This is a genomic window from Xanthomonas cissicola, from assembly GCF_008801575.1.
GTDB classification, from domain to species: Bacteria; Pseudomonadota; Gammaproteobacteria; order Xanthomonadales; family Xanthomonadaceae; genus Xanthomonas; species Xanthomonas cissicola.
Genome location: NZ_VZPL01000038.1, coordinates 1 through 23,898, shown reverse-complemented (window position 1 = coordinate 23,898; position 23,898 = coordinate 1). Strand labels below are relative to the sequence as shown.

At 65.4% G+C, this 23,898-nt stretch carries 17 protein-coding genes and 1 pseudogene; 9 read left to right on the top strand and 9 right to left on the bottom strand.

The features are described 5' to 3' along the window. Positions 1–2: 2 nt before the first annotated feature. The 4 genes from argS (at position 3) to F7R02_RS15645 (ending at position 4,088) form a co-directional block, all read left to right on the top strand. The gene (gene argS, locus F7R02_RS15660; protein WP_003489099.1) at positions 3–1,691 is read left to right on the top strand and encodes an arginine--tRNA ligase; all 1,689 of its coding nucleotides are present in this window, start codon (positions 3–5) and stop codon (positions 1,689–1,691) included. Positions 1,692–1,870: 179 nt separating this feature from the next. Further along, positions 1,871–2,755, top strand: a complete 885-nt coding sequence (locus tag F7R02_RS15655; RefSeq protein ID WP_078536883.1) for an SPOR domain-containing protein — start codon at positions 1,871–1,873, stop codon at positions 2,753–2,755. A 6-nt stretch (positions 2,756–2,761) separates the two neighbouring features. Beyond that, entirely contained in the window at positions 2,762–3,295 is a 534-nt protein-coding gene (locus tag F7R02_RS15650; protein WP_005914393.1) for a hypothetical protein, read from the top strand. A 37-nt stretch (positions 3,296–3,332) separates the two neighbouring features. After that, positions 3,333–4,088, top strand: coding sequence for an SDR family NAD(P)-dependent oxidoreductase (locus tag F7R02_RS15645; protein ID WP_005914392.1), 756 nt, complete (start codon positions 3,333–3,335; stop codon positions 4,086–4,088). A 154-nt stretch (positions 4,089–4,242) separates the two neighbouring features. Here F7R02_RS15645 and F7R02_RS15640 read toward each other — a convergent pair whose 3' ends face one another. From F7R02_RS15640 to speA, 4 genes are all read right to left on the bottom strand, one after another. Then, positions 4,243–5,370 carry an acyltransferase family protein gene (locus F7R02_RS15640; RefSeq protein WP_078588784.1) on the bottom strand — a complete coding sequence of 376 codons (1,128 nt, stop codon included), beginning with the start codon at positions 5,368–5,370 and terminating at the stop codon, positions 4,243–4,245. A gap of 136 nt (positions 5,371–5,506) precedes the next feature. After that, positions 5,507–6,838, bottom strand: coding sequence for a glycosyltransferase (locus tag F7R02_RS15635; protein ID WP_078588783.1), 1,332 nt, complete (start codon positions 6,836–6,838; stop codon positions 5,507–5,509). Beyond that, positions 6,831–10,829, bottom strand: coding sequence for a non-ribosomal peptide synthetase (locus F7R02_RS15630; protein WP_078588781.1), 3,999 nt, complete (start codon positions 10,827–10,829; stop codon positions 6,831–6,833). Before F7R02_RS15630 ends, F7R02_RS15635 begins: the two co-directional genes overlap by 8 nt. Before the next feature lie 888 nt (positions 10,830–11,717). Next, on the bottom strand, positions 11,718–13,604 hold the full coding sequence (speA, locus tag F7R02_RS15625) for an arginine decarboxylase (RefSeq protein ID WP_005914389.1): 1,887 nt from the start codon (positions 13,602–13,604) through the stop codon (positions 11,718–11,720). Between the two features lie 232 nt (positions 13,605–13,836). Between speA and speE the strand changes: the two genes are divergently transcribed. Beyond that, positions 13,837–14,694: a polyamine aminopropyltransferase gene (gene speE / locus F7R02_RS15620; RefSeq protein WP_078588779.1), complete on the top strand. Its 858-nt coding sequence runs from the start codon at positions 13,837–13,839 to the stop codon at positions 14,692–14,694. A gap of 379 nt (positions 14,695–15,073) precedes the next feature. Here speE and F7R02_RS15615 read toward each other — a convergent pair whose 3' ends face one another. Together F7R02_RS15615 and F7R02_RS15605 are read right to left on the bottom strand one after the other, a co-directional pair. After that, a complete protein-coding gene (locus F7R02_RS15615) occupies positions 15,074–15,685 on the bottom strand; it encodes a PH domain-containing protein (RefSeq protein ID WP_016849678.1) in 612 nt (203 codons plus the stop codon). A gap of 193 nt (positions 15,686–15,878) precedes the next feature. Then, complete coding sequence (locus F7R02_RS15605) at positions 15,879–16,673, bottom strand: putative outer membrane beta-barrel protein (protein ID WP_078588778.1); 795 nt, start codon at positions 16,671–16,673, stop codon at positions 15,879–15,881. A gap of 552 nt (positions 16,674–17,225) precedes the next feature. Between F7R02_RS15605 and F7R02_RS15600 the strand changes: the two genes are divergently transcribed. Beyond that, a complete protein-coding gene (locus F7R02_RS15600) occupies positions 17,226–17,882 on the top strand; it encodes an RIO1 family regulatory kinase/ATPase domain-containing protein (protein ID WP_005922454.1) in 657 nt (218 codons plus the stop codon). A 203-nt stretch (positions 17,883–18,085) separates the two neighbouring features. Here the strand turns inward: F7R02_RS15600 and F7R02_RS15595 are convergent, their stop codons facing one another. Together F7R02_RS15595 and F7R02_RS15585 are read right to left on the bottom strand one after the other, a co-directional pair. After that, complete coding sequence (locus F7R02_RS15595) at positions 18,086–20,071, bottom strand: glycoside hydrolase family 84 protein (RefSeq protein ID WP_078588776.1); 1,986 nt, start codon at positions 20,069–20,071, stop codon at positions 18,086–18,088. Positions 20,072–20,555: 484 nt separating this feature from the next. Then, positions 20,556–20,930, bottom strand: coding sequence for a P-II family nitrogen regulator (locus F7R02_RS15585; protein ID WP_191480812.1), 375 nt, complete (start codon positions 20,928–20,930; stop codon positions 20,556–20,558). Between the two features lie 154 nt (positions 20,931–21,084). Here F7R02_RS15585 and ubiK point away from each other — a divergent pair, with 154 nt between their 5' ends. The 3 genes from ubiK (at position 21,085) to F7R02_RS15570 (ending at position 23,760) form a co-directional block, all read left to right on the top strand. Beyond that, on the top strand, positions 21,085–21,366 hold the full coding sequence (gene ubiK / locus F7R02_RS15580; protein WP_003486493.1) for a ubiquinone biosynthesis accessory factor UbiK: 282 nt from the start codon (positions 21,085–21,087) through the stop codon (positions 21,364–21,366). Positions 21,367–21,381: 15 nt separating this feature from the next. Continuing rightward, positions 21,382–22,902 (top strand): YifB family Mg chelatase-like AAA ATPase, encoded by a 1,521-nt coding sequence (locus tag F7R02_RS15575; protein WP_078588775.1) that lies wholly within the window; start codon positions 21,382–21,384, stop codon positions 22,900–22,902. 348 nt (positions 22,903–23,250) lie between these two features. Continuing rightward, positions 23,251–23,760 carry a lipocalin family protein gene (locus tag F7R02_RS15570; RefSeq protein ID WP_015471471.1) on the top strand — a complete coding sequence of 170 codons (510 nt, stop codon included), beginning with the start codon at positions 23,251–23,253 and terminating at the stop codon, positions 23,758–23,760. 20 nt (positions 23,761–23,780) lie between these two features. On the opposite strand, the pseudogene F7R02_RS15565 reads toward F7R02_RS15570, so the two are convergent. Further along, positions 23,781–23,898 (bottom strand): annotated as a pseudogene (locus F7R02_RS15565) (IS5-like element ISCARN85 family transposase); the annotation flags it as partial.

The window sequence follows — 23,898 nt, the reverse complement described above, 5'->3', positions numbered from 1 at the left end:
ACGTGAAAGCCCTACTCCGCGCACTGATCGGCCAAGGCATTGAAGCCTTGCGCGCCAATGGCACCCTGCCCGCCGACACCCTGCCGCCGGATTTTGTGGTCGAGCGACCCAAGACCCGCGAGCACGGCGACTTCGCCACCAACGCCGCGATGCTGCTGGCCAAGGCTGCGCGCAGCAATCCGCGCGCACTGGCGCAGGCGCTGCTGGCGGCCCTGCCGGCCAGCGACGACGTGGCCAAGGTGGAAATCGCCGGTCCGGGCTTCATCAATTTCCACCTGGCCCCCACCGCGTATCAGCGCGAAGTGGCGCATGTGATCAAGCAAGGCCACGACTACGGGCGCGGCCTGGCCGGCAACGGCCGTTCGGTGGGCGTGGAATACGTCTCGGCCAACCCGACCGGCCCGCTGCATGTCGGCCACGGCCGTGCCGCGGCGATCGGCGACAGCCTGGCGCGCGTGCTCGATGCCAACGGCTGGAACGTCAAGCGCGAGTTCTACTACAACGATGCCGGCGTGCAGATCGAGAACCTGGCGCTGTCGGTACAGGCACGTGCGCAGGGGCTCACCCCCGACAGCGACGGCTGGCCGGAAAACGGCTACCGCGGCGACTACATCGCCGATGTGGCCAATGCCTACCTGGCCGGCGACACCGTCGATCTGGAAGGCCATCTGGTCACCGGCACCAAGGATCCGGCCGATCTCGAATCGATCCGCCGCTTCGCGGTGGCGTACCTGCGTAATGAGCAGAACCACGACCTGGCTGCGTTCCGGGTCGATTTCGACATCTACTTCCTGGAAAGCTCGCTGTACAAGGACGGCAAGGTCGAAGAAGCGGTGCAGAAGCTGATCGCCTCCGGCCACACCTACGAGGAAGGCGGCGCGCTGTGGCTGAAGTCCACCGACTTCGGCGACGACAAGGACCGCGTCATGCGCAAGTCCGACGGCACCTACACCTATTTCGTGCCGGACGTGGCCTATCACCTGACCAAGTGGCAACGCGGCTACGAACGCGCCATCACCGAACTTGGCGCCGACCACCACGGCTCGCTGACGCGCGTGCGCGCCGGCCTGCAGGCGATGGAGCTGGGCATCCCGCAGGGCTGGCCGGAATACGTGCTGCACCAGATGGTCACGGTGATGCGCGGCGGCGAAGAAGTGAAACTGTCCAAGCGTGCCGGCAGCTACGTCACCCTGCGCGACCTCATCGAAGAAACCAGCGCCGATGCGGTGCGCTGGTTCCTGATCGCGCGCAAGCCCGATTCGCAGCTGACCTTCGATATCGACCTGGCGCGGGCGCAGAGCAACGACAACCCGGTGTTCTACGTGCAGTACGCCCATGCGCGGGTATGCAGCGTGCTGCGCCAGGCGCAGGAAAAGGGCTACAAGTACGACCAGGCCCATGGTCTGGCCGAGCTCGCATGCCTGGACGACGAACACTCGCTGGCGGTGATGCTGGAGCTGTCGCGTTACCCGGAAGTGGTGGAAATCGCCGGTCAGGCGTTGGAGCCGTACCAGATCGCGCAATACCTGCGTGAATTGGCGCACGCCTTCCACACGTGGTATCACAACAGCAAGGTGCTGGTGGACGCTGCCGCCGAGCGCGACGCCAAGCTCACCCTGGCGGTCGCCACCCAACAGGTGCTGGCCAATGGCCTGGAACTGCTCGGCGTCAGCGCTCCGGAGAAGATGTAAACAGGCGGTAGCTCCCGGGCGCCATCGCAGGCAGCAGCGTAGCGCATGGCACTGCGGTAGGCGCCGGCCTGCCACCTCGGGCGCTGATGGCGCTCACCGGGCAATCAGCGCAGCGGCGCGCATTGCCACAGCAAGTCGGGCCAGCGGGCCCGCAACGACACGATTCGGAGAAGTGGTAGATGGCAGCACGACGCGGTAAGAGTCAGGCCCGGCGCAACACCAGCAATGGCACCCCCGGTTGGGTGTGGCTGGTGGCTGGCGCCGCGATTGCGGCAGTGATCTTTCTGGCCGCACCCAACCTGTTCAAGAAGGACGGCGACGGTTTCCTGCGCGTGGGCCCGCGTGCCAATCCGGATGCGCAGCCCGAGCCGGTGGCCGATGCCGACGTGGACACGCCGGCCGAACTGCCCAAGCCCAGTGCACAGCCGCCCAAGCCGCAGGCCAAACCCGGCGATGCGCAGACCCAGTACGATTTCTACACCTTGCTGCCCGGCAAGGAAGTGCAGATGTCCGATGCCGAACTGGCGGCCAGCGCGCGCGCCGAAGAGGCCGCGCGTGCGCGTGCGGCGCTGGAAGGCAAACCAGTGCCCCCCGCACCCGGCGCCAGTGTGGCTGCCGCCACACCGACCACCAGCGTCCCGACGCCGTTGAAGGAAACCACCGCCAGCGTACCCAAGCCGCTGCCGGAAACCGCCCCTGCACGCCCGGCCGCCACGCCGGCTCCGGCCAGCACCGCCGCACTCACCGCGCCGGCCGCCGCCGCGCCCAAGCCCGTCGCAACTGCCGCCGCTGCAACAGCGCCGACGGCTGCTGCGCCGGCGGTCGCCGACAACACTCGCTACATCCTGCAGGCCGGCTCGTTCGGCGCCTCCGGCGATGCCGAATCCACCAAGGCCAAGCTGGCGATGATGGGCCTGGCCGCACGCGTGGAATCGGCCGACATCAGCGGCAAGACGGTCTATCGCGTGCGCATGGGGCCCTACGGCAGCGCCAGCGAGCTTGCCGAGGCCAAGCAGAAGCTCACCGGCAGTGGCCTGTCCGCCATCGCGATCAAGGCGCAGTAAACGCCCGTGTTGCGGCGTATCGCTGGCGTGTTGCTGTGCGTGCTGGCGTGGGCCGGCCCGGCGCAGGCCACCGATCAACTTCCCGACCTGATCCAGATCGACGGCCAGCAGGCCACGCTGCTGGCCGAACCCTTGTCCGGCCCACTGGACGACCCAGCCACCTGGAAGCGCTTCGTGGCGCACGCAGGCAGTGCGCTGGGCAGCTGCAGCGCCAACTGGCGCGGCTACCGCGCCCACTGGCGTCTGGACGGGCAACAGCTGGTGCTCGATCGCGTGGTCCTGGGCGCCTGTAACGACGCGCCGCCCACGCTGCCGCTGGACGTACTGTTCCCGGGCCAGGCAGCGCCAGTGCCCGCCGTCTGGGTAGATGGCGAATTGATCGTCGCGCTGCCCGCCACCGCGACGAGCGCTGCGCACGCGCCGGCCCCGTACGTGGCGCTGCAGCTGCGGCGTGGCCAAGTCGTCGCGCGCCAGACCCTGACCGAACAGCTGCTACGTGCACGGCATGCCGCAATGGCGAACCCGCGGCCTGCTCACTGAATCTGGTTCCCGCCCCCCTGTCCTCCTGGAGTTCCTCATGTCCAAGACCGTCCTGATCACTGGTGCTACCTCCGGATTCGGCAGCGCCGCCGTGCGCCGCTTCGCTGCAGCCGGCTGGAAGGTCATCGCCACCGGCCGGCGCGCCGAACGCCTGCAGGCGCTGGCCGCTGAACTGCCGGCCGGGCAGGTCCACACCGCCGCGTTCGACATGCGCGATGCACGCGCCTTGTCGAACGCGATCGACGCAGTGCCGGCCGCATTCGCCGATATCGACGTGCTGGTCAACAACGCCGGCCTGGCGCTGGGCACCGCACCGGCGCAGCAGGCCGACCTGGCGCAGTGGCAGCAGATGATCGACACCAATGTCACTGCGCTGGTCACGCTCACCCACCGCCTGCTGCCGGCGTTGATCGCGCGCCGCGGCGCCATCATCAACATCGCCTCGGTCGCGGCAACCTACCCATATACCGGCGGCAACGTCTACGGCGGTACCAAAGCCTTCGTGCAGCAGTTTTCGCTGGGCCTGCGCTCTGATCTGCACGGCACCGGCGTGCGCGTGACCTCGATCGAACCGGGCATGGCCGAGACCGAATTCACCCTGGTGCGCACCGGGGGCAACCAGGCGGCGTCGGATACGCTATACCGTGGCGCCACCCCGATGACGGCAGAAGACATCGCCGAACAGATCTTCTATGTCGCCAGCCTGCCGGCGCATTTGAATATCAACCGCCTGGAAATCATGCCGGTGACCCAGTCCTTTGCGGGGTTCCAGGTGGCGCGCGACGCGCAGTGAGGCGTTGCACTGAAGCCAGGGCTGGGGCGGTGCGCGCGCAGTGCGCCAGCCATACATCCCGCTGCGCCGCGTAGCCCTACCGAGTATCGAAAAGCCGCGCATTGCGCGGCTTTTTTTCAACTCCCGCCCGTGCGATGGATGACTGCAGATCGCATCACGCACGTTCTGCATCGCGGCGCACGGCTGCGCGCCGCCGCAGCAGCGCGCCGCGCAGCTGCAGGAACGGACGCTCCACCACGTAATGCAGCAGCGCACCCGCCGCCAGCGCCACCACGCCATACACTGCAAAGGCCAGGACGCCACGACCCTCCAGCGTGGCATCGAACCACCCCTGGGTGACATGGAACATCGCCTTATGGGTCAGATACATGCTGTAGGAAATGGCGGCCAACCAGGCAGCGCCCGGCACGCGTCGGCGGCCCAGTGCGCTGTCGGTCGCGGTGCCTGCCAAGACCAGCAAGGCTAGCCCCAGCGAAAGCACCGGCCAGCCCACTGCGTTGCCCAGCAGGCCGGTTCGCTCGCGGAACAACCACATCGCCAGTGCCAGCGTGGCCACCCCGGCCAGCGCCCAGGTGTTGCCGCGCTGCTGCAGCCATTGCCATGTGCGGGGGCGGAAGACCTTCACCATTGCCAGCACGACACCGGCCAGCAAGCCGTCCAGCCGGTTCCAGGTGGGGTAATAGAGATCTTCGACAAACCAGTTGCGCTGCTGGCCGCCGCCGAGCTGATCCAGCGCCGCGTTGTGCAGCCACACGCTGGTGCGCAACGCGATGCCGGCGACCACCACCGCCACGCACACCGCGACCACGCGCGCGGCCGATGGACGCCGCAACAACAACGTCGCCAGCAACGGAAACACCAGATAGAAATGCTCTTCCACGCAGAGCGACCATGCATGCGAGAACGCGGCCTGCTCGCCGTAGTCGATGAACAGATTCAAGGTGAAGGTGAGAAACATCCACCATGGCGCCAGCCCAGGCGATTCGCGAAAACCCGGCCATGCCATGTAGATCGCCAAGACCACCAAAAACGCCGGCAGGATGCGGAATGCGCGGCGCAGGTAGAAATCGGTGAAGTCCAATGGCTTGCCGCGCGACAGCGGGGTCAGCACCTGGGTGTCGATCAAAAAGCCGCTCAGCACGAAGAACAGGTCCACCCCCATCCAGCCGTAGCGCGACAGCCATTCCCAGTCCTTCCCCAACCCGCCGACCACGAACGAATGGAACAGCATCACCCAGACGATGGCGATGCCACGCAACAGGTCCAAAGCGGGATAGCGCATGCGGGCGAGATCAACCGAGGGAGCCCGATTGTGCCGCATGCCGGCAGCGCGCAGTGCGTCGCTGCCAACCACGCGCTGCCGTACCGCGCTGCCGTGCGCGCATCAACTGCTGCGGCGGATGCGCAGCACCCCATGCTTATGCGATGGCGTGCTGCTCGGTGCGAGCGGCCGCCGCGGGCGCCACTGCCGTCGGTTCAAGCAGTTGCCAGGCTTCCAGTTGATCGACCGCAGTGCGGACACCGTCTTCCTCGCCAATCCGTTGACCGAGTGCGCGCGCGGCCGCAAGCATGGCCGGCGTGCTCGCCTGCTGGATGGCAGCGGCCAGGGCTTCTGGCTGCAGCCCGGCACGCGCCAGCGCTGGCGGCGCAACGCCACGCTGGGCCAGGCAATGCGCCCAGAACGACTGGTCGTAGCCAAAGGGCAGCACCACCGAGGGAATCCCCGCCGCCAACGCCGCACCGCTGGTGCCGGCACCACCGTGATGCACGGCCACCGACACACGCGGGAACAGCCAATCGTGCGGTGCCTGTTCCAGATGGAAGAAGCGCTCGGTGTCATCGGCGGCAGCGGTGTCCCCCGCCCCTAGACCGCCCCAGCCGCTGGCCAGCAACGCGCGCTGCCCGGTCAATCGCACCGCTGCCTTGACCGTGGCAGTGAGCTGCGCGACGGCGCTACTGGTCATGCTGCCGAAGCCGATATACAGCGGCGGCGGCCCGGCCTGCAAAAACGCCTGCAGCGCGGCTGGCGGTTGCCACTGCGACGGTGGCAGCTGCCAGGAGCCGCACACCTGCGCGCTTTCCGGCCAGTCCGGCGGACGCGGACACACGTGCGCGCTATAGCCGTAGATCACGCGTAGCCCGCTGCGATCCGGACCGCTCCACGGATACCCCGGCAGCCCCAATGCCGGACGCACGATATTGTTGAGGGCCGGCCGCATCAGCTGCCAGCCGACAAAGCGCATCAGGCGATGCAATGCCACGCTGACACTTCCCGGCAAACGCAGGTTGGGCATCAGCATCAACGGCAGGTGGCGCGACTCGGTGAGCGGCTGCAACTGCGCAAACGCCACCGGCACCCCATACGCCTCGCCCAGGCTATGGACGAGAAAACTGGCACTGCCCACACCCAGGATCAAGCCGGCGTCGGCACACGCCGCGCGGCCCTGTGCGGGCCAATCGCGCGCCCACTCCAGCAACTTCTTGCGCAAGATGCCAGGGGCGCCGCGCATCTCGGCAACATCCGGATGGTCTTGCAACAGCTTCTGGAGATCGCCGCTGAGCGGGAAGAATTCCAGCCCGTGGGCACGGATCAACGTCTCGAAGTTGGAGCTGGTCAGCACCCGCGCCGGATACCCACGCCGCTGCAGGCCAAGCGCCAGCGCAATGATCGGGCGCACGTCCCCATGCGTGCCAAGGGTGGCGATCACCACCGGGCGCTGGCGTAACGGATCGGCTCTGGACTCAGGCATATTCGGTCACTCCGTCGCCGGCGACCGCACTACGGCCGGTCTGCCCTACAGGCTGTGCAGCCCGCGCGGCCTCTGCGGTGGCCGCGTGCAGCAAGGTGCTGAGCGTGGCCGAATGCGTCGGCGAGAGCATCGAATGGTGGTCGTTGTCCAGAGCGTGCAGCTGCAGGTTGCGCACGTACGGGTGCCACGCCTGGGGACGGTAATCCACCCACAGCGCATCGTCGCCGCCGGAGCTCATGCGCACGCTCGCTTCGACAAAGACCACATCCTGGTCCAGCTGCCTGGGCCGATGACGCCGCGCCAGGTGCAGGTGATGCTGGGTGAGGGCGCCCAGATCGTCCAGCAAGGTGGGACGTTGCTCCAGCAACTGCCGCACCGCAGGCAACTCGTTCAGCCCGTAGTGATCGCACAGCAGGCTGGCAAGCTCGGCGACCGTGGTCGGCATCGGCTGGCCCGGCGCCAGATGCAGGGCCAACGCGTGCACCGAGGCGCGTACGTTCTCCGATTCCGACAGCGATGCGGCCTGTTCCAGATGCGGGTAACTGTCGAGCATGACCAGCAACTCGACCTCTTCGCCCAGCGCATGCAATTCGGCCGTGATGGCGTGCGCGATCAAACCGCCCAGCGACCAGCCCAGCAGCCGGTACGGCCCCTTGGGTTGTACGCTGCGCAGATGCGCCAGGTAATCGCGCGCGATCGCCTCGATGCTCTCCGGACGGTGCTGCGGGTCGCTCAAGCCCGGCGATTGCAGCGCATACACCGGCCACTGCGGATCCAGCTGACCCAGCAAGGTGAGATACGACCAGCCCAGGCCGATGACCGGATGGATGCAGAACAGCGGCGTGGTGCCGGCGGTGCCGGAGCGCAGCGGCAGCAGCATGCTCAACGGGTCGTTGGGCGTGTGTGCGCTGCGCTTGATCACCTCGGCCAGGCCGGCGATCGTCGGTGCATGGAACAACGTGCCCAGCGGCAGTTCCACCCCGAACATCTGCGGGAAACGCGCGGCCATTTCCGCCGCACGCAGCGAATCGCCGCCAAGCTCGAAGAAGTTGTCGTCCACGCCCACCACCTCGATGCCCAGCACCTCCGGCAGCATCGTTGCCAACTGGCGTTCGAGCGCATCGCGCGGCGCCAGGTGCGCGCGTTGCGGCAAGGCGCCAGGCGCCGGTAATGCGCGCCGATCCAGCTTGCCGTTGGGGGTCAGCGGCAACGCCTCCAGCGGCACCCACAGGGTAGGAATCATCGATGCCGGCAGGCGCTGCTGCAGATGCGCGCGTAGCAGCTCGACCGATGGCGCGTTGCCGTGCTTGCCCACCACATAAGCCAGCAGCTGCAAGGCATGCTCGCCATCGCTGTGGCCCACCACCACCGCCTGCGCCACCTGCGAATGCAGCAGCAAGGCGCTTTCGATTTCGGCCGGCTCCACCCGATGTCCGCGGATCTTCAGCTGCGCATCGGCGCGCCCGATGAATTCCAGCAGGCCATCGCTGCGTTGACGCACGCGGTCGCCGGTGCGGTACATGCTGCTGCCGTCGTCGGCGAACGGGTCGCGCATGAAACGCTCGCTGGTCAGCTGGCGCTTGCCGCGATAGCCCTTGGCCACGCCCGCGCCGCCGATATACAGCTCGCCGATCGCACCGGTCGGCAGCGGTTGACGCTGCGCATCCAGCACATAGACGCGCGTATTGAGCAGCGGCCTGCCGATCGCCGGTGCGGCGGCATCTGTCAGCTGCAACGGCATGATGGTCGACCAGATCGTGGTTTCGGTGGGCCCGTACAACTGGGTCAGGCGCCCCACCCGGCTGAGCAATTGCGTGGCCAGTTCGGGCACCAACGCCTCGCCACCGATCAACGCGTGGATGCGATCCAGCACCAGATCCTCATTGGCCAGCAGGATGCGCCACAGCGATGGCGTGGCCTGCACCACGCTGATGTGTTCGTCGGCGATCAACCGCGACAGGCCGCGCGGGTCGTGGCTGATACCGGCCGGTGCAATGACCACGCGCGCGCCCACCAGCAACGGCAGGTACAGCTCCAGCCCGGCGATATCGAAGGTGATGGTGGTGACTGCCAGCACACGATCGCGCGGACGCAATGCCAGCTCGTGCTCCATCGCATGCAGGAAATTGAACAGGTTGCGATGGCTGATCTCCACGCCCTTGGGCGCACCGGTGGAGCCGGAGGTGTACAGCACGTACGCGGTGCCGTCGGGCGTCGCCAGCGGTGCGATCGCCTCCGGCAACACGGCCGGGCGCGGATCCAGCCAGACCATGCCGCCGAGCAGATAGCGCTCGCACAGTGCCGGCTCGCAGACCAGGCCGATGGCACCGGAATCGTTGAGCATCTGGCGGTTGCGCGCGGCCGGGCTCTCCGGATCCAGCGGCAGGTACGCCGCACCGCTCCACATCACCGCCAGCAACGCCACCAACAATTGTTCGCTGCGCGGCAACGCCACCGCGACCACATCGCCAGGGCCCACGCCATCGGCCACCCATTGCGCGGCGATGCGCGAGGCAAGCTCGCACAACGTGGCGTAGTCGAGCGTGCGGTTGTCGTACTGCGCCACCACGGCCGCAGGCATCAACTCGGCGCGTTGCAGCATCCCGTGCAACAGCGTGGCCGGTTCCGGCAGCGGCGCTGCGGTGTTGTTCCAGGTGTGCAGCAAACGCCGGCGCTCGCTATCGCCGAGCACATCGACCTGGCCCAGCGCGCATTCCGGATCGGCCAGTACCGCATCGGCCAGATGGGTCAGACGGCGGCAGTGTTCGGCCAGTTCGTCGCTGTCGTATAACGCCGGGTTGGCATCCAGATCGAAACGCACCGCTGCACCATCGCCGCGTTCGTAGCAGAAGATGGTGAGGTCGTCGGCCGGGCCGTTGGAAAGGTTGTGCGGCACCGCGTACGCCTCGCCGAAGCGCAAGGCGTAGTCGAAGGGCTCGATGTTCACCGCCAGGCGTGCGAACTTCTGCTCCATCCCGAACATGCCCAGATCGCGGCGCACGTCCTCGAAGCGATATTGCTGATGTCGCAAGGCGTTCCGCACCACCGAGGATACCTGCGCGAACAAGGTATGGATGGGCTGCTGCGGATCCATCTTCAGGCGCAGCGAAATGACGTTGGCCACCAGGCCTGCGGTTTGCCGGTAGCGCGCGTTGATGCGGCCGGTGACCGGCATCGCCAGCACCAGGTCCTCGGCACCGGTGCAGCGGTAGTAGTACGCCGCAATCAGCGAAATCAGCATCTGCGGCAGGCTGGCGCCGTACTCCTTGCCCAGCGCGCGCAAACGCACCACCTGCTGCGGCGAGAACTGCCCGGTGCCACGCAATAGCCCGGTGGACAGCTGATTGCCCGGCCGCGCCAGCGTCGCCGGCGGCGGCAGATCGGCCAACTGCTGCATCCAGTATTCGCGATCGCGCTGGAACCGATCGGAGTTGCGATAGTGCTGTTCCATTTCGAGCAGCGACAATGCACTGCCGTACTGCGCAGGCTCCGGCTCCATGTCGGCCACGTAGGCGTTATAGAGCACGGCCATGCGCTGCATCATGACCGACGCGCAATAGCCGTCCATCACCAGATGGCTCACACATTGCACCCATAGATGATGATCTTCGCCAAGACGGAACACCGCGCAATGCCACAGCGGTCCGTTCTGCAGATCTTCCGGCTTGCGGATTTCTTCGTCGATCCAATGTTCGGCCGCATTACGCGGAGCAGGATCTGAGCTGACGTCGAAGTATGGAATCGTGCCGTTGTACTCGGGCAAGACCACCTGCGAAGGCACGCCCTCGCGCTCGACGATACACAGGCGCAGCGTATCGAACTCGTGCGTCAGCTGCATGCTGGCGCGGATCAGCACCTGGGGATTGAGCGGGCCGAACATTTCCAGTACTTCGGCCAACATCAAGGTATTGTCGGTGTGCAACTTGTTGGCCACCCAAAGGCCACGTTGCGCCTTGGTCAGGGGAAAAACGGGAGAGGCGTCAGCGTGCATTGCGTGCATCCTTCTGATGTGGCGCGCAGTCCGTCGACGCCCCCCAACCGTTATGCGGTCAATGGACGCCGAATCAGCACCTGGCCTTAAGAAACGAGGGGTAAGAAACACCGCCGACGACCGACAGTTGCCGGTAATACGCGATGGAAACGCATGATGAAGACGCACAGCACAGCGACTCGCACAATCGAACAACAATGTGCAGGTGACTTGGTTGAAGCACTTGTATCCCGACAAGTTAAACGAACACTAACAATTCGCCCGGGGGCCGAAACCGTGCAAAAAATCACGGAAATCGCGTGATACCTAAAATTTTTTCACCGAAGTGTGATTTGAACTAGTGTTCTGGATGCATACATCCGATCAAATTCCGCGCCGCGTCCGGCACACGCCAGCGCCACACCCCGCATACGGCGTGGTCGACGATACCCACAGAATTCAAGGCGAATATGCGCGCACCGCGGCAGATAAAACGCCGCACTGAATAAGACCAATTCCAAATCAGCGTTACTGGAATTAGGTTATTCCGCAAATCACTTTACGAGAGAAAATACGCTTTTAATGCGTCTGCCTCGATAAGCGCGCGCGACCGCGCGATGGTCGCCTGACTGTCATCGGCATGCAGCACACACGTGCGAGAATGAAGCCGATCCGATTGCAAGGCGTGGCGCAAGGCAAAGCGCAGGCGCTTTGTTCGACGCGACCAAGCACGGTGGCATGATGCGCAAGCGTAGCCGACCTCAGCGCACGTCGGCGCGACAGCGCGTCGCAGGAGCTGCGGCGGCCATGCCGGTGATGTCCCTGCGCGGTGTTTGCGGCGGGAACGCGTGGCAGGTTGCCATGTCGTTGCACAGCCAGCGCTGCGGCGTTGCCCCAGCGCACTGCGGATCAGCCCAGCGGCTCGTCGGAGAGATAGGTGTATCCGGTCAGCCCAGCTTCCAGCGCAGCGCTGAGTTCCTGCGCCCGTTCGGGCGAGAGGTGTGCGGCAGCAATGCGCTCGGCATAGGTGGCACGCAGCGTGTCCAGCTGATAGCCCACGTAGTCGAGCATCACGTCGGTGGTATCGCCGCGGCGCTGCTGGGCGATGCGATAGCCATCGCGATCCACCACGACTTCCACCGCATCGGTATCGCCGAACAGGTTATGGATATCGCCCAGGATTTCCTGATAGGCGCCCACCAGGAAGAAGCCGATGCGATAGCTCTCACCGGCATTCAAACGATGCAGCGGTAGCGAGCTGTCCAGGCTTTCGTTCTCGACATAGGTCTTGACCATGCCGTCGGAATCGCAGGTCATGTCGGCGATGATGCCGCGCCGCTGCGGCGCTTCGTTCAGGCGCTCGATCGGTACGATCGGAAACACCTGATCGATCGCCCACACGTCCGGAATCGACTCGAACACGCTGAAATTGACGAAGTACTTGTCCACCAGCCGCTCGTTGAGCTCATCCAGCACCGGGCGATGGCTCTTCTCGTCGAAGCTCAAACGTGCGCGCACGCCATGTGCGATGGCGTAAAACAGATCGTCGATGCGCGCACGGTGGGTCAGGTCGATCTGGCCCAGCGCATAGGCGCTGAGGCCTTCGGCATGGAAATGCTGGGCTTCCTGGAACAATTCCACCGCCGGGCGCACATCGAGCTCGTCATGGATCTCGCGCAGGTGGCGGATCGCGGCCGGTTCATCGTCGTGCGCGTCCGGCACGCGGCCTTCCGGCGCCTGTTCCACTTCCGACACGTTGGCGATCAGCACCGCATGGTGTGCCGTCATCGCGCGCCCGCACTCGGTGACGATGCGTGGCGGTGGCAGGCCATGCTCTTCGCAGGCGCTGGCCAGCGGCTGCACGATATTGCTGGCGTACGAATGCAGGCCGTAGTTGATCGAGCAATAGCTGCGCGAGCGCGTGCCTTCGTAATCGATGCCCAGACCGCCACCGACGTCGACATGGCTGATCTTCGCGCCCAGGCGCGAGAGCTCCACGAAATAGCGCGTGGCCTCGCGCATGCCGTTGGCGATGTCGCGCACATTGGAAATCTGCGAGCCCATGTGGAAATGCAGCAGGTTCAGGCTGTCGGCGTACTCGGTGTCGCGCAGCGTCTTCCACAGGTCCAGCACCTGGCGCGGCGAGAGACCGAACTTGGCCTTGTCGCCACCGCTGTTCTGCCACTTGCCCGCACCCAGCGAGGCCAGGCGCATGCGCACGCCCAGGCCGGGCTTGACGTCCAGCGCGCGTGCTTCTTCCAGCACCAGAGTCAGTTCGGAAGGCTTTTCGATGACGATGAAGGTCTGCAGGCCGAGTTTGCGGCCGATCAGCGCCAGGCGGATGTATTCGCGGTCCTTGTAGCCGTTGCACACGATCAGCCCGCCCGGACGCGACAGCGCCAGCACCGCCATCAGTTCCGGTTTGCTGCCCGCTTCCAGCCCGAAGCCCTCACCGTGGTGGCTGGCCAGGGTGCCGGCCACGCCGCGATGCTGGTTGACCTTGATCGGATACACGGCCGTATAGCCGCCGGCGTAATCCCACTCCGACTGCGCCTGCGCAAACGCTGCCTGCAGCTTGCCCAGGCGTTGGCCCAGGATGTCCGGGAAGCGCACCAGTAGCGGCAGCTTGGCACCGGCAGCGCGCGCGGCATCGACCACCTCGGGCAGCGACACCGCCGGACCATCGGCGGTCGGGGTGACCACCACGTGTCCGGCAGCGTTCACATCGAAATACCCGTCGGCCCAGTGCGGGATCGAATAGGTCTTGCGGGCTTGGTCGAGGGACCAATCGCTCATTTCGCTGTCTCGGCTGGAATAAAAAAGGGCGTGAAGTGTAACGCCTGGCATGCGCAGGGTCCGTTACAATCCGCGCTGACTTCACGCCCCTCTCCTGGTTGGAGCGGGGTTGGCGTGGGTCAGGCACTGCGCAGTTTGGCTGCGCGAGGCCGTGCCCGACCCTCATCCGGCGCTTTGCGCCACCTTCTCCCGCTGGGAGAAGGAACAGCCCACTTCTTTTTTAGGACTTTGCATGAGCGCCAACGACAACTGGTACATCGAACACTTCCAGCCCACCGGCTCGGCGATCGGCTTCCGCATCAGCGGCAAGCTGGACGAGGTGCAGTCCCCGTTCCAGAAGATCGAGATCTACCAGACCACCGATTGGGGCAAGCTGATGCTGATCGACGGCGCGGTGATGCTCACCAGCCGCGACAATTTCTTCTACCACGAGATGATCAGCCACCCGGCACTGTTCACCCACTCCGCGCCCAAGCGCGTGGTGATCATCGGCGGCGGCGACTGCGGCACGCTGCGCGAGGTGCTCAAGCACCCGGGCGTGGAAAGCGCCACCCAGTGCGATATCGATGAGCAGGTCACCCGCATGTCGGAGAAGTATTTTCCCGAGCTGTGCGATTCAAACCACGACGCGCGCGCCGAACTGCTGTTCGACGATGGCGTGGCCTGTATGGCCAATTGCCCGGCCGGCAGCGTGGACATCGTGATCGTCGATTCCACCGACCCGGTGGGCCCAGCCGAAGGGCTGTTCAACAAGGCCTTCTACGAGAGCTGCTTCAAGGCCTTGAAGGAGGACGGCATCCTGGTGCAGCAGTCCGAATCGCCGCTGGCGCTGCTGGACCTGATCAATGAAATGCGCACCGAAATGGGCAAGGCCGGCTTCCAGTCGTTCAAGACCCTGCCGTTCCCGCAGCCGTGCTACCCCACCGGCTGGTGGAGCGTGACCATGGCCAGCAAGCAGGCCAAGGCCGATTTCGCGTTCCGCCAGGACGCTGCGCAGGCCAAGGGTTTCGACACTCTGTACTACACCGCCCATCTGCACACCGGCGTGCTGGTTGCCCCGCCGTTCGTGGCCAAGGCGCTGGGCGAGTAATCGCGGCTGGCCGAGCATGGCCAGCAAGTGAAGACAGCAGGTGTTGAATCGTGGCGCTTGAATGGACGCGGCGGGTTCCAGCGACCGGCCGCGCCCGCTTGGCGGTGATCCGCAACCGGTTTGGTAGTTTGCTGCATGACATGGTCTGCGTGCCTACAGCGCGCGGGCCGGTGGGTCAGCGCAACGATTTAGGCCTGGTCACGCAGCGCTGGTCGAGTGTGAGGCCGCTGCGCGACTAGCAGCCTTCTGGAGCGGCGAGCCACCGACAGCGCCGCCGTGCGATGGACGCGTCGATGGGTCGCGGCCGCTGATGCGTCACTGCTGCGATCTATGGGCCGTGGTATGTGAAGCCGACCAATGCGCGGAGGTACTGCGCACGCTATAAGCGCGCCAGCACTTCTGTCTTCTTGGCGTCGAATTCGTCCTGCGTGATCAGCCCCGCATCCAGCAGTTGCTTGAGCTTGCTCAACACCTGCACCGGATCGTCGGACGCAGGAACGGCGCTGGCCTGCGATGGCATTGCTGCGCCGTGCGTACCAGGCGCATGCACCACCACGCCACCGGCCGCCGCGCGCAACTTGTCGATCTCCAGCTGCTGGCGCTTTTCGTAGGCGGATTCTTCCACCTGCTGCGCATAGGCGTACACGCGCCGCGCCTGTTTCTTGGGCAGACTGTCGATGGAGGCGTAGGCGCCCTGCGTGGTGCGGCACATGATGGTGGCTCCGAGCATCTGCTCGCTCATGTGCACATCGAGCACCTCGCGCCAAGGGAAATCGCGGAACGTCATGCCGAGCAGCTTTGGGTAGACCACGATGAAGCGGCGGTTGGTCAGCACCACCGCATCCGGCGAGAAGTTCATCACCATCTTCTTCTGCACGGCGATGTACTCGACCTGCTCGTCGCGTGTCAGCAACTCGGTGATCCTGGGCAGGATCTTGCCCACCGCCACCGGGTCCTGTTCGTCTGTCAAAAACTGCGCCAATGCGTCCATCTGCCCTCGCCCACGGCTGAATCAGTGCGTTGACCAGGACACTACAGCAAGCCGCATGGATGGCTGTGCAATGCCGACGACCGTTTGCGGTGCAGCTTCAAATGGATTTTGCTGTCCGCCGCATAGCGGTTGCATGCGGCATGACGCAGAAGGGCGAGCGCTGCCGCCCGCCCTTCTTTACCATTGGCCCGCATCAAAAGCGGATCTCGGCTCCGAAACTCAGCACTTCCGCACGATTGATCGTGAGGTCTTCATAGTCGTCGTAATACTCATCAGCGTAGACGTAATTCGTGTAGAGCGCGCTCAAGCTGACGTGCTTGCCGATATCCACACCGAGACCAGCGCCCACGTACGCACCATAGACGCGCTCGTTGTAGTCCTCACCTTTCGCCGTACCGCCCCAATAGCCCAGCCGCACAAGCGCAAATACCGGGGCATCGCCGAAGTTGAAGCGCGCCGTTCCACCGAGGCTGCCGAAATCCACGTTTGGAATGACAACAAAGCCGTCCGCGTCCTTGGAACCATCCACTTTCCCGGTTGCGGCTTCGATGCCGATCAATGTGACCGGACCTGCGCGCCAGCGGTAGCCAACGTTGAAGCCCTGCATATCCTGCTTGCCATTTTCAAACACCTTGGCTTTGCCGCTCTGCACACCAAGGAACAGTCCGCTTTTGAGGCGTTGCTCTTCTTCGCGCGGTGGCGCCGATACGTCGGCAGGCGCGACAGGCGTTGCCTCTGCCGACGTCCGCTCGGTCACCGTACTGAATCCGCCGGACGCACCAGGTTGGCCGGAGCCGCTTCCACCCACAGCGGCCGGCGCTCCGCCAACGGACGATGGCGCTGCAGGCGCGGTGGCGCCCTGGGTGACGGTCTGCTGCTTTTGCTGTTGACGGTAGCTGTCCCATCCGCGCGACAACGACTGCGCCGAGGCCTGAGCCGTGACGCCGAATGCCGTGCAAGCCAACAGCAGTGTTGCGGTCCTTTTCATTGCATCCCCAATGAGTCGTCCTCCATCGTTTCCGCATCCTTGCGCATGCAGGTGGCAACCTGACGGCGTCTGGAAGCGGCGCAGTTGCGGTCGCATTCGGGGGCTTCCCGGCATCACCGGATGTCGCACGACATCGAGCCGGGCACTGCCCAAAGAGCGTGCCCGTGCCAACGCGTATGCGGCCCCCTGACCGCAGCCGGCACAGTGTATGGAGTCTCAGCCCGTGTCAAGAAGCAGCGTGACTGCCACCGCACCCCGGGCGTGTGAACTGACAGGCCTCGCCTAGAGGAGGCGCAGCGCTGGCGATACGAACAAGTCGCCTGCATCGGCATTGCCTGCATGTACGCGCTGGCACATGCCACTGTATCGAATCGCGACTTCCGCCAAACGCCTGATTCCAAAAGCCGTTCCACTCCCGGAACATTTCATTTGTTAAATAAATATAATTTCAATACCCGCAAGTTCTAAAATTGGGCAGACCGATCCCTCGCGATCACAGTGAACCTGCGCAACGCGTGACCTCTCCGCGCCGCCAAGGTCTGGAGAACTGCCATGCATTACCAGCCGCTGGACGTGTCCAGCCTGCACCTCGTCACTCCCGTTCTACTCAAGCAAGGCACCCGGCTGCTCGAGCCGGACGTCTACCGCACTCATGTGAACGGGCAACCGGCGGTGGTCAAGGACTACGGCCGCTATCGCCGCACATTGCTGGCGCCCATTGCGCGGTTGATGGTGCGCCACGAGGCCAGCATGCTGCGGCAGTTGCAGGGCTGGCGGCACGCACCGGCCCTGCTCGGCACGCTGGGCGGGCTGGCGCTGGGCATGGAATTCATTCCAGGCGACACGCTCAGCGCCAGCACCGTCGTGGGCCAGGAGGTCTTCCAGCAATTGCAGCAGGCGCTACGTCGGCTGCATGCGTTCGGCATCACCCATAACGATCTGCATGGCACCAATGTGGTGGTCAGTGCGGGAGTGCCGGTGCTGATCGATTTCACTTCGGCATGGCGATTCCCGCGCTGGCTGCGGCGCGGCACGCTGGCACGTCAGCTGCAACGTAGCGACGTGGCCAACTTTCAGAAAATGCGCCATCGCCTTGCTGGCATCGCACCGAGTGTCGACGAATCGGCACGCAGTGCGGAACCGCGCTGGATACAGGTAATCCGTAGCGGCTGGAAGCGGCTGTATCCACGTTTGAAAGGCAAGGCGTGATCAGCGCTGCTGACGAAAGGCGACCGAGCACGCCGTTACGCTCGACTGCTGCGCTGAGTCGTCGGTTTGATCCGTAGCGCGGACATCCTTCGAGCGCGCCATGCCACGTGCTGCGATGCAGATGGCAATGGCGCTGCCGTGTTTGCATGCACCGCGACGCGAACCATTCCCTATGCGCGCCGCGGTGTTTCTGCACTACCCCATCACTTTGCTGCTGCCGAATCAGTCACTGCCACCTGGCGATAGGCGATCAAGTGCGGTGCCTGCGCGATGAAGCGGTCCAGCACGCCGTCGGCGATCTTGACCGGGCCGCCGAAGCGCGTGGCGCCGGGAATCGATGGGATCTGGCTCGCGACGGCGGCGATCGCAGCCGCCTCGGCAAACAACGCGGGCGTCTGCGTGTCGCCGCGATTGGCCGCATCCAGCCCGGCTGCCGTCTTCTGCAGCGCATGGCCCCAATCTTCCATTGCCTCCAGCCAGGGGCGCGATTGCTCGGCAAAGCCCTTGTCGGCCACGCCGTCGCGGATGATCTGCGGTGCCGCAGCCATTTCGTCGGCAGTGCGTGCCAGTTCGGCAATCGCCTGCGTGCGTGTTGCCGCATCGCCAAGCGCGATTGCCTCGCGTACATGATCGAGCACGGCCTTCAAGCGTGGCGCCTGTTCCTGCCACGGCTGGCTGCCAAAGGTTGGCGCCAAGTGCTGGGTGTCGAAGAAGGTCAGCAGGGCCGCAGCGACACGCGCATCGCCGCCGGCAAGATCGCGCGCCGCCGCGTGCCAGGTGCGTTGCGCGTCGTAGTCCTTGTCGTTCCAGGCGAACGCGGCCACACCCATCACCGCGACGCGGCTGGGCACTTCCTGGTTCATCGGGTTGGAGACGATGCCCGACAACTCGGCCGACAGACCCGCCTCGCGCCGCGCATACGGCGCCATCAGCAGGCGCCCGGCCGAGGTTTCGAAGTCGTTGACCGGGTAGTTGTCCCACAGCAGCGTCCTGCGGCCGAACGCCTTGGTGGCCGCGCGCGCATCGGGGATGGAAATGGCCGGCGGCACCACGTCGGTGCCGGTCCACTGCACCACGATCTTCGGGTCCAGATGCTTGCGCAGCGCTTCCTTGTACGGGCTCTCTTTGGCGTCGTAGTACTCGGTCGGCACCATGATGAGTTCGGAGGCCGCATCGTGGCGCGCGACCAGATCCGCCTGCACCAGATTGAGCAGATGCGACTGCGCGATACCGGCCGCCTGCGCGCCGGATTCGCCGAAGGTGGTCTTGTCGCGTTCGCAATTCCATTTGGTGTATTCGATGTCGTCCAGCGCCACGTAGAAGCTGCGCACGCCCAGCGCGCGGAACGCATCGAACTTGCGCAACAAGGCCTTGGCATCGGCCGGATCGGAGAAGCACACTGTGGGGCCAGGCGAAATCGCATAGACGAAATCGACGTGATTACGCTTGGCGGTGGCGGCCAGTTGGCCGAGCGCCTTCAAGGTCGCCTTCGGGTACGGCTCGCGCCAGCGATCGCGCGCGTAAGGGTCGTCCTTCGGGCTGTAAATGAAGGTATTGGCCTTGGTGCGGGCGAGGAAATCGATGTGCTTGCTGCGATCGCTCATCGACCACGGCGCGCCGTAGAAGCCTTCGATGGTGCCGCGGATCGGCATGGACGGGTAATCCTGGATCGTCAGCGTCGGGATGGCCGGCCGCTCGACCAGCTGCCGCAGCGTCTGCGCCGCATGAAACAGGCCATCGTCATCGTGGCCGGCCAGCGTGATCAGGCTGCCGCGATCGCGCGCAACGCTGGCCAGCGTGTAGCCTTCCTTATGGGTGTCCTGCGTCGCCTTGCTGCGCGTCAGCGCATCGCGCACCACTGCCGCATCGCCGGTGCCGAGCACGATGTACGGGCGGTCCAGGGTGGCAGGCAGGCGTGTGGCGGTCGCAATCTTGGTGACGCCGGCGACATCGAGAATGCTGCGCACCAGCGCCACCGTGGCCTTGTCCGCGCCAGGGGCGACCACCAGCACCGCCGAGCGGCCCAAGGTGACGGTCGCACCATCCAGCGTGATCGAGACCGGAGTCGGATAGATCGCCGGCTGGGTGACCGGTTCGGTGACCGATTGCGCCAACGCAGGGGCAGCCAGGCCCAGCGCCACCAAGACCGAAAGCAGGCGCACGCCCGGCTTGCTGTTGCGTCGCTTCATTCTCGAACTCCGGTATTGGAATGGTATTACGCCCTAGGGTAGGCAAGTCGCGCGACGGCGACAAGCGCGGCCAGAATTTCAATTTGGCCAATACGTGGATTGGCCTGAGGTGACATCAACCTGCCTCTGCATCGCAGTCCAGAAAGTGCGTCAGCGATAGGTGGCGGTATTGAAATGGTATGAAACAACGGGTGGTAGCGCCGTCGCGCCTGGCAGCGGCCTTGCCCGTAGGCGCACAGCCGCGCATCCGCTGCGGTGATGCGCGCCACCATCAATGCACTGAGCGCATGCGGCGCACGCCGCATGGCTTGAGCGGCCCGGTTCCCTGCGGTCGGTGCAACTGCAATACGCCTGATCCAGCACCGCTGGCTGCATCGCCGGCTCAGCAATACGGCCCCCGCTATCGACGTTGCGCGGGCCGAGGGCATCAAACCCCTCGTCGCCCACCACACACCTGGCAAGCACCAAACACCGGGTTGCGAACCTACAACGCGTCGCTATCCAGCTCGCCAGTACGGATGCGTACCACCGTGCCCAGGTCGTATACGAACACCTTGCCGTCGCCGATCTTGCCGGTACCGGCCGCTCCGACGATCGCCTCGACCACGCGCTCGGCCTGATCGTCGGTCACCGCCACTTCGATCTTCACCTTGGGCAGGAAATCGACCACGTATTCGGCGCCGCGATACAGCTCGGTGTGGCCTTTCTGCCGGCCGAAGCCTTTGACCTCGGTCACCGTGATGCCCGCCACCCCGCAGCCGGCGAGTGCTTCGCGCACATCGTCGAGCTTGAACGGTTTGACGATGGCCATGATCATTTTCATCGGTGCAGGTCCCAGGGCATGACGGCCGCGCAGCATACCGTGGACGGGCGCAACACTCATCCAACCCGCGCGCTGCCATCACCGCGGACGACAGCCGAATGGGACTATCCTTACCGCCTGCCGACTGCCTTGCCGATGTCCCGCGTGTCCCGGCCTGCACTAGGCTTCCTACGGACCTGCGGAGAACACCATGATCGATTTCAACCAGCTCGACGACCTCGCCCGCCGCCTCAGCGACCTGGTGCCGCCGGGCCTGCGCCAATCGCGCGAAGAACTGCAGAGCACGTTCAAGGGCGCGTTGCAGGCCGGCCTGGGCAAGCTGGACCTGGTCACCCGCGAAGAGTTCGATGTGCAGCGCGCGGTCTTGCTACGCACCCGCGAAAAACTCGACGCACTGGAGCAGGCCGTCGCCGCACTGGAAACACGCGCCCCCGGCGCGCCGCCTGCCGCACCGCCCACCACCACCACCTGAACGAAGGCCACCACCATGAGTCTGGCGCTGGTGCACAGCCGTGCCCGCGTGGGGGTGCATGCGCCTGAGGTTCGGGTGGAAGTGCATCTCTCCGGCGGGCTTCCCTCTACCCAGATCGTGGGCCTGCCCGAAGCGGCAGTGCGCGAATCGCGCGAGCGTGTGCGCGCTGCCCTGCTGTGCGCACAGTTCGAATTCCCCGCCCGGCGCATCACCATCAACCTGGCACCGGCTGATCTACCGAAAGAAGGCGGCCGGTTCGATCTGCCGATCGCCCTCGGCATCCTGGCTGCCAGCGGGCAGATCGACCGCCAGGCCCTGGCCGATTACGAATTCCTCGGCGAGCTTGCGCTTACCGGCGAGCTGCGTGGTGTCGACGGCGTGCTGCCCGCGGCGCTGGCGGCCGCGCAGGCCGGGCGACGGCTGATCGTCCCGCTCGCCAACGGTGCCGAAGCCGCCATCGCCGGGCACGTCGAAGCCTTCACCGCACGCACCCTGCTGGACGTCTGCGCCACGCTCAACGGCAGCCAGAAAGCGCCCGCCGCCGAGCTAGCAGTGCAGGCGCTCGGCGCACGCGCCCTGCCCGATATGGCCGACGTGCGCGGGCAACCGCACGCACGTCGCGCGCTGGAAATCGCCGCTGCCGGTGGGCACCATCTGTTGCTGGTCGGCAGCCCCGGTTGCGGCAAGACGCTGCTGGCCTCGCGCCTGCCTGGTCTATTGCCCGAAGCCAGCGAAGCAGAAGCACTGGAAACCGCTGCAATCACCTCGATGAGCGGCCGTGGGCTGGATCTGGCCCGCTGGCGGCAACGGCCGTACCGCGCCCCGCATCACACCGCCAGCGCAGTGGCCCTGGTCGGCGGCGGCACGCATCCGCGCCCCGGCGAGATCTCGCTGTCTCACAACGGCGTGCTGTTCCTGGACGAATTGCCCGAATGGCAACGGCAAACCCTGGAAGTCTTGCGCGAGCCCTTGGAGTCGGGCGTGGTCACGATCGCGCGCGCGGCGCGCAGCGTGGATTTTCCGGCGCGCTTTCAATTGGTCGCCGCCATGAATCCCTGCCCGTGCGGCTGGGCAGGCGATGGCAGCGGGCGCTGCCGCTGCAGCAGCGACAGCATCCGCCGCTACCGCAGCCGCATCTCCGGCCCGTTGCTGGACCGCATTGATCTGCATGTCGAAGTGCCACGCCTCCCTCCGCAGGCGCTGCGCAGCGGCAACCTCGGTGAAGACAGCGCCAGCGTACGTGCCCGCGTGGTCGCCGCGCGACAACGACAGCTTGCACGTGGTGCGCTGCCCAATGCGCAACTGGACCAGGCCGACACCGACCGCCATTGCCGTCTGCAACACGACGATCAGGTGCTGCTGGAGCGCGCCATCGAACAGCTGCAGCTGTCCGCACGCTCGATGCATCGCATCCTGCGCGTTGCGCGCACCATCGCCGATCTCGACGACAGCGCAGACATCGCCACACGCCATCTCACCGAAGCGATCGGCTACCGCAAACTGGATCGTGCGCTTGGCGCCGCCAGCGCGGCGTAGCGCGCTCGTCCGGTCAACCGGGCCGCGATCCGCAAGCCATGCGCGGGCGTGCCATCCTGGTACTGCAGAGCGCCCGCTTTGCCAGGACGTTATGCCGGTGCCGGTGCCGGTGCCGGTGCCGGTGCCGGTGCGCAACATCATTCGCCGCCGCGGTGTTCATCGCATGCAGCCAATTGGTCGCTTGGGCGGCATCGGCCCACGAGCGGCATCGTGCCAACGCCAATACGCACCGAGCCGATGCTCCCGCGCACGCCCGTCCTTGCTGCACGGCCGCTCGCGCCGCATCCCAACATGCATTTCATGGCGCGACACGTACAACAGGCGCCACTCCATTGTGCTGAGGCCTGTATGAGCCACCATCCCGAACTCGCCACTGTCCCTTCGCTGGATCTGAATCGCTACCTAGGCACGTGGTACGAAATCGCCCGCCTGCCGACCCGCTTCGAGGATGCGGACTGCACCGATGTGTCGGCGCACTACACCCTGGAAGACGACGGCAGCGTGCGCGTCCAGAATCGCTGTTTTACCGCGGAAGGCGAGCTGGAAGAAGCGATCGGCCAGGCGCGCGCCATCGACGACACGCACAGCCGGCTGGAAGTGACCTTCCTACCCGAGGGTCTGCGCTGGATCCCTTTTACCAAAGGCGACTACTGGGTGATGCGCATCGATGCCGATTACACCGCCGCACTGGTCGGCAGCCCGGATCGCAAATACTTATGGCTACTTGCACGGTTGCCGCAGCTGGACGAAAACATCGCCCAGGCCTATCTGGCGCATGCACGCGAACAAGGCTTCGACCTGGCGCCACTGATCCACACCCCGCACACCGGGCGGCTGACCGAGCAACCGCTTCCGTAGGGGATTCCGACTAGGGCCTGTTAACACATCCGAAGCCCATCAACGACTAGGACGAAGCTGAGGAATCCAAGGAACATGACATCCAGCTTCTCGAAGCGCGAGAAAATCCGGCGGTAGCCTTTCAAGCGACGGAACAGT

Coding starts and splice junctions, on each gene's coding strand:
- F7R02_RS15655 (WP_078536883.1), top strand. CDS start 1,871: ATGGCAGCACGACGCGGTAAGAGTCAGGCCCGGCGCAACACCAGCAAT.
- F7R02_RS15595 (WP_078588776.1), bottom strand. CDS start 20,071: ATGAAGCGACGCAACAGCAAGCCGGGCGTGCGCCTGCTTTCGGTCTTG.
- speA (WP_005914389.1), bottom strand. CDS start 13,604: ATGAGCGATTGGTCCCTCGACCAAGCCCGCAAGACCTATTCGATCCCG.
- F7R02_RS15600 (WP_005922454.1), top strand. CDS start 17,226: ATGCATTACCAGCCGCTGGACGTGTCCAGCCTGCACCTCGTCACTCCC.
- F7R02_RS15605 (WP_078588778.1), bottom strand. CDS start 16,673: ATGAAAAGGACCGCAACACTGCTGTTGGCTTGCACGGCATTCGGCGTC.
- ubiK (WP_003486493.1), top strand. CDS start 21,085: ATGATCGATTTCAACCAGCTCGACGACCTCGCCCGCCGCCTCAGCGAC.
- F7R02_RS15630 (WP_078588781.1), bottom strand. CDS start 10,829: ATGCACGCTGACGCCTCTCCCGTTTTTCCCCTGACCAAGGCGCAACGT.
- F7R02_RS15645 (WP_005914392.1), top strand. CDS start 3,333: ATGTCCAAGACCGTCCTGATCACTGGTGCTACCTCCGGATTCGGCAGC.
- speE (WP_078588779.1), top strand. CDS start 13,837: ATGAGCGCCAACGACAACTGGTACATCGAACACTTCCAGCCCACCGGC.
- F7R02_RS15635 (WP_078588783.1), bottom strand. CDS start 6,838: ATGCCTGAGTCCAGAGCCGATCCGTTACGCCAGCGCCCGGTGGTGATC.
- F7R02_RS15640 (WP_078588784.1), bottom strand. CDS start 5,370: ATGCGCTATCCCGCTTTGGACCTGTTGCGTGGCATCGCCATCGTCTGG.
- F7R02_RS15585 (WP_191480812.1), bottom strand. CDS start 20,930: ATGCTGCGCGGCCGTCATGCCCTGGGACCTGCACCGATGAAAATGATC.
- F7R02_RS15570 (WP_015471471.1), top strand. CDS start 23,251: ATGAGCCACCATCCCGAACTCGCCACTGTCCCTTCGCTGGATCTGAAT.
- F7R02_RS15575 (WP_078588775.1), top strand. CDS start 21,382: ATGAGTCTGGCGCTGGTGCACAGCCGTGCCCGCGTGGGGGTGCATGCG.
- F7R02_RS15615 (WP_016849678.1), bottom strand. CDS start 15,685: ATGGACGCATTGGCGCAGTTTTTGACAGACGAACAGGACCCGGTGGCG.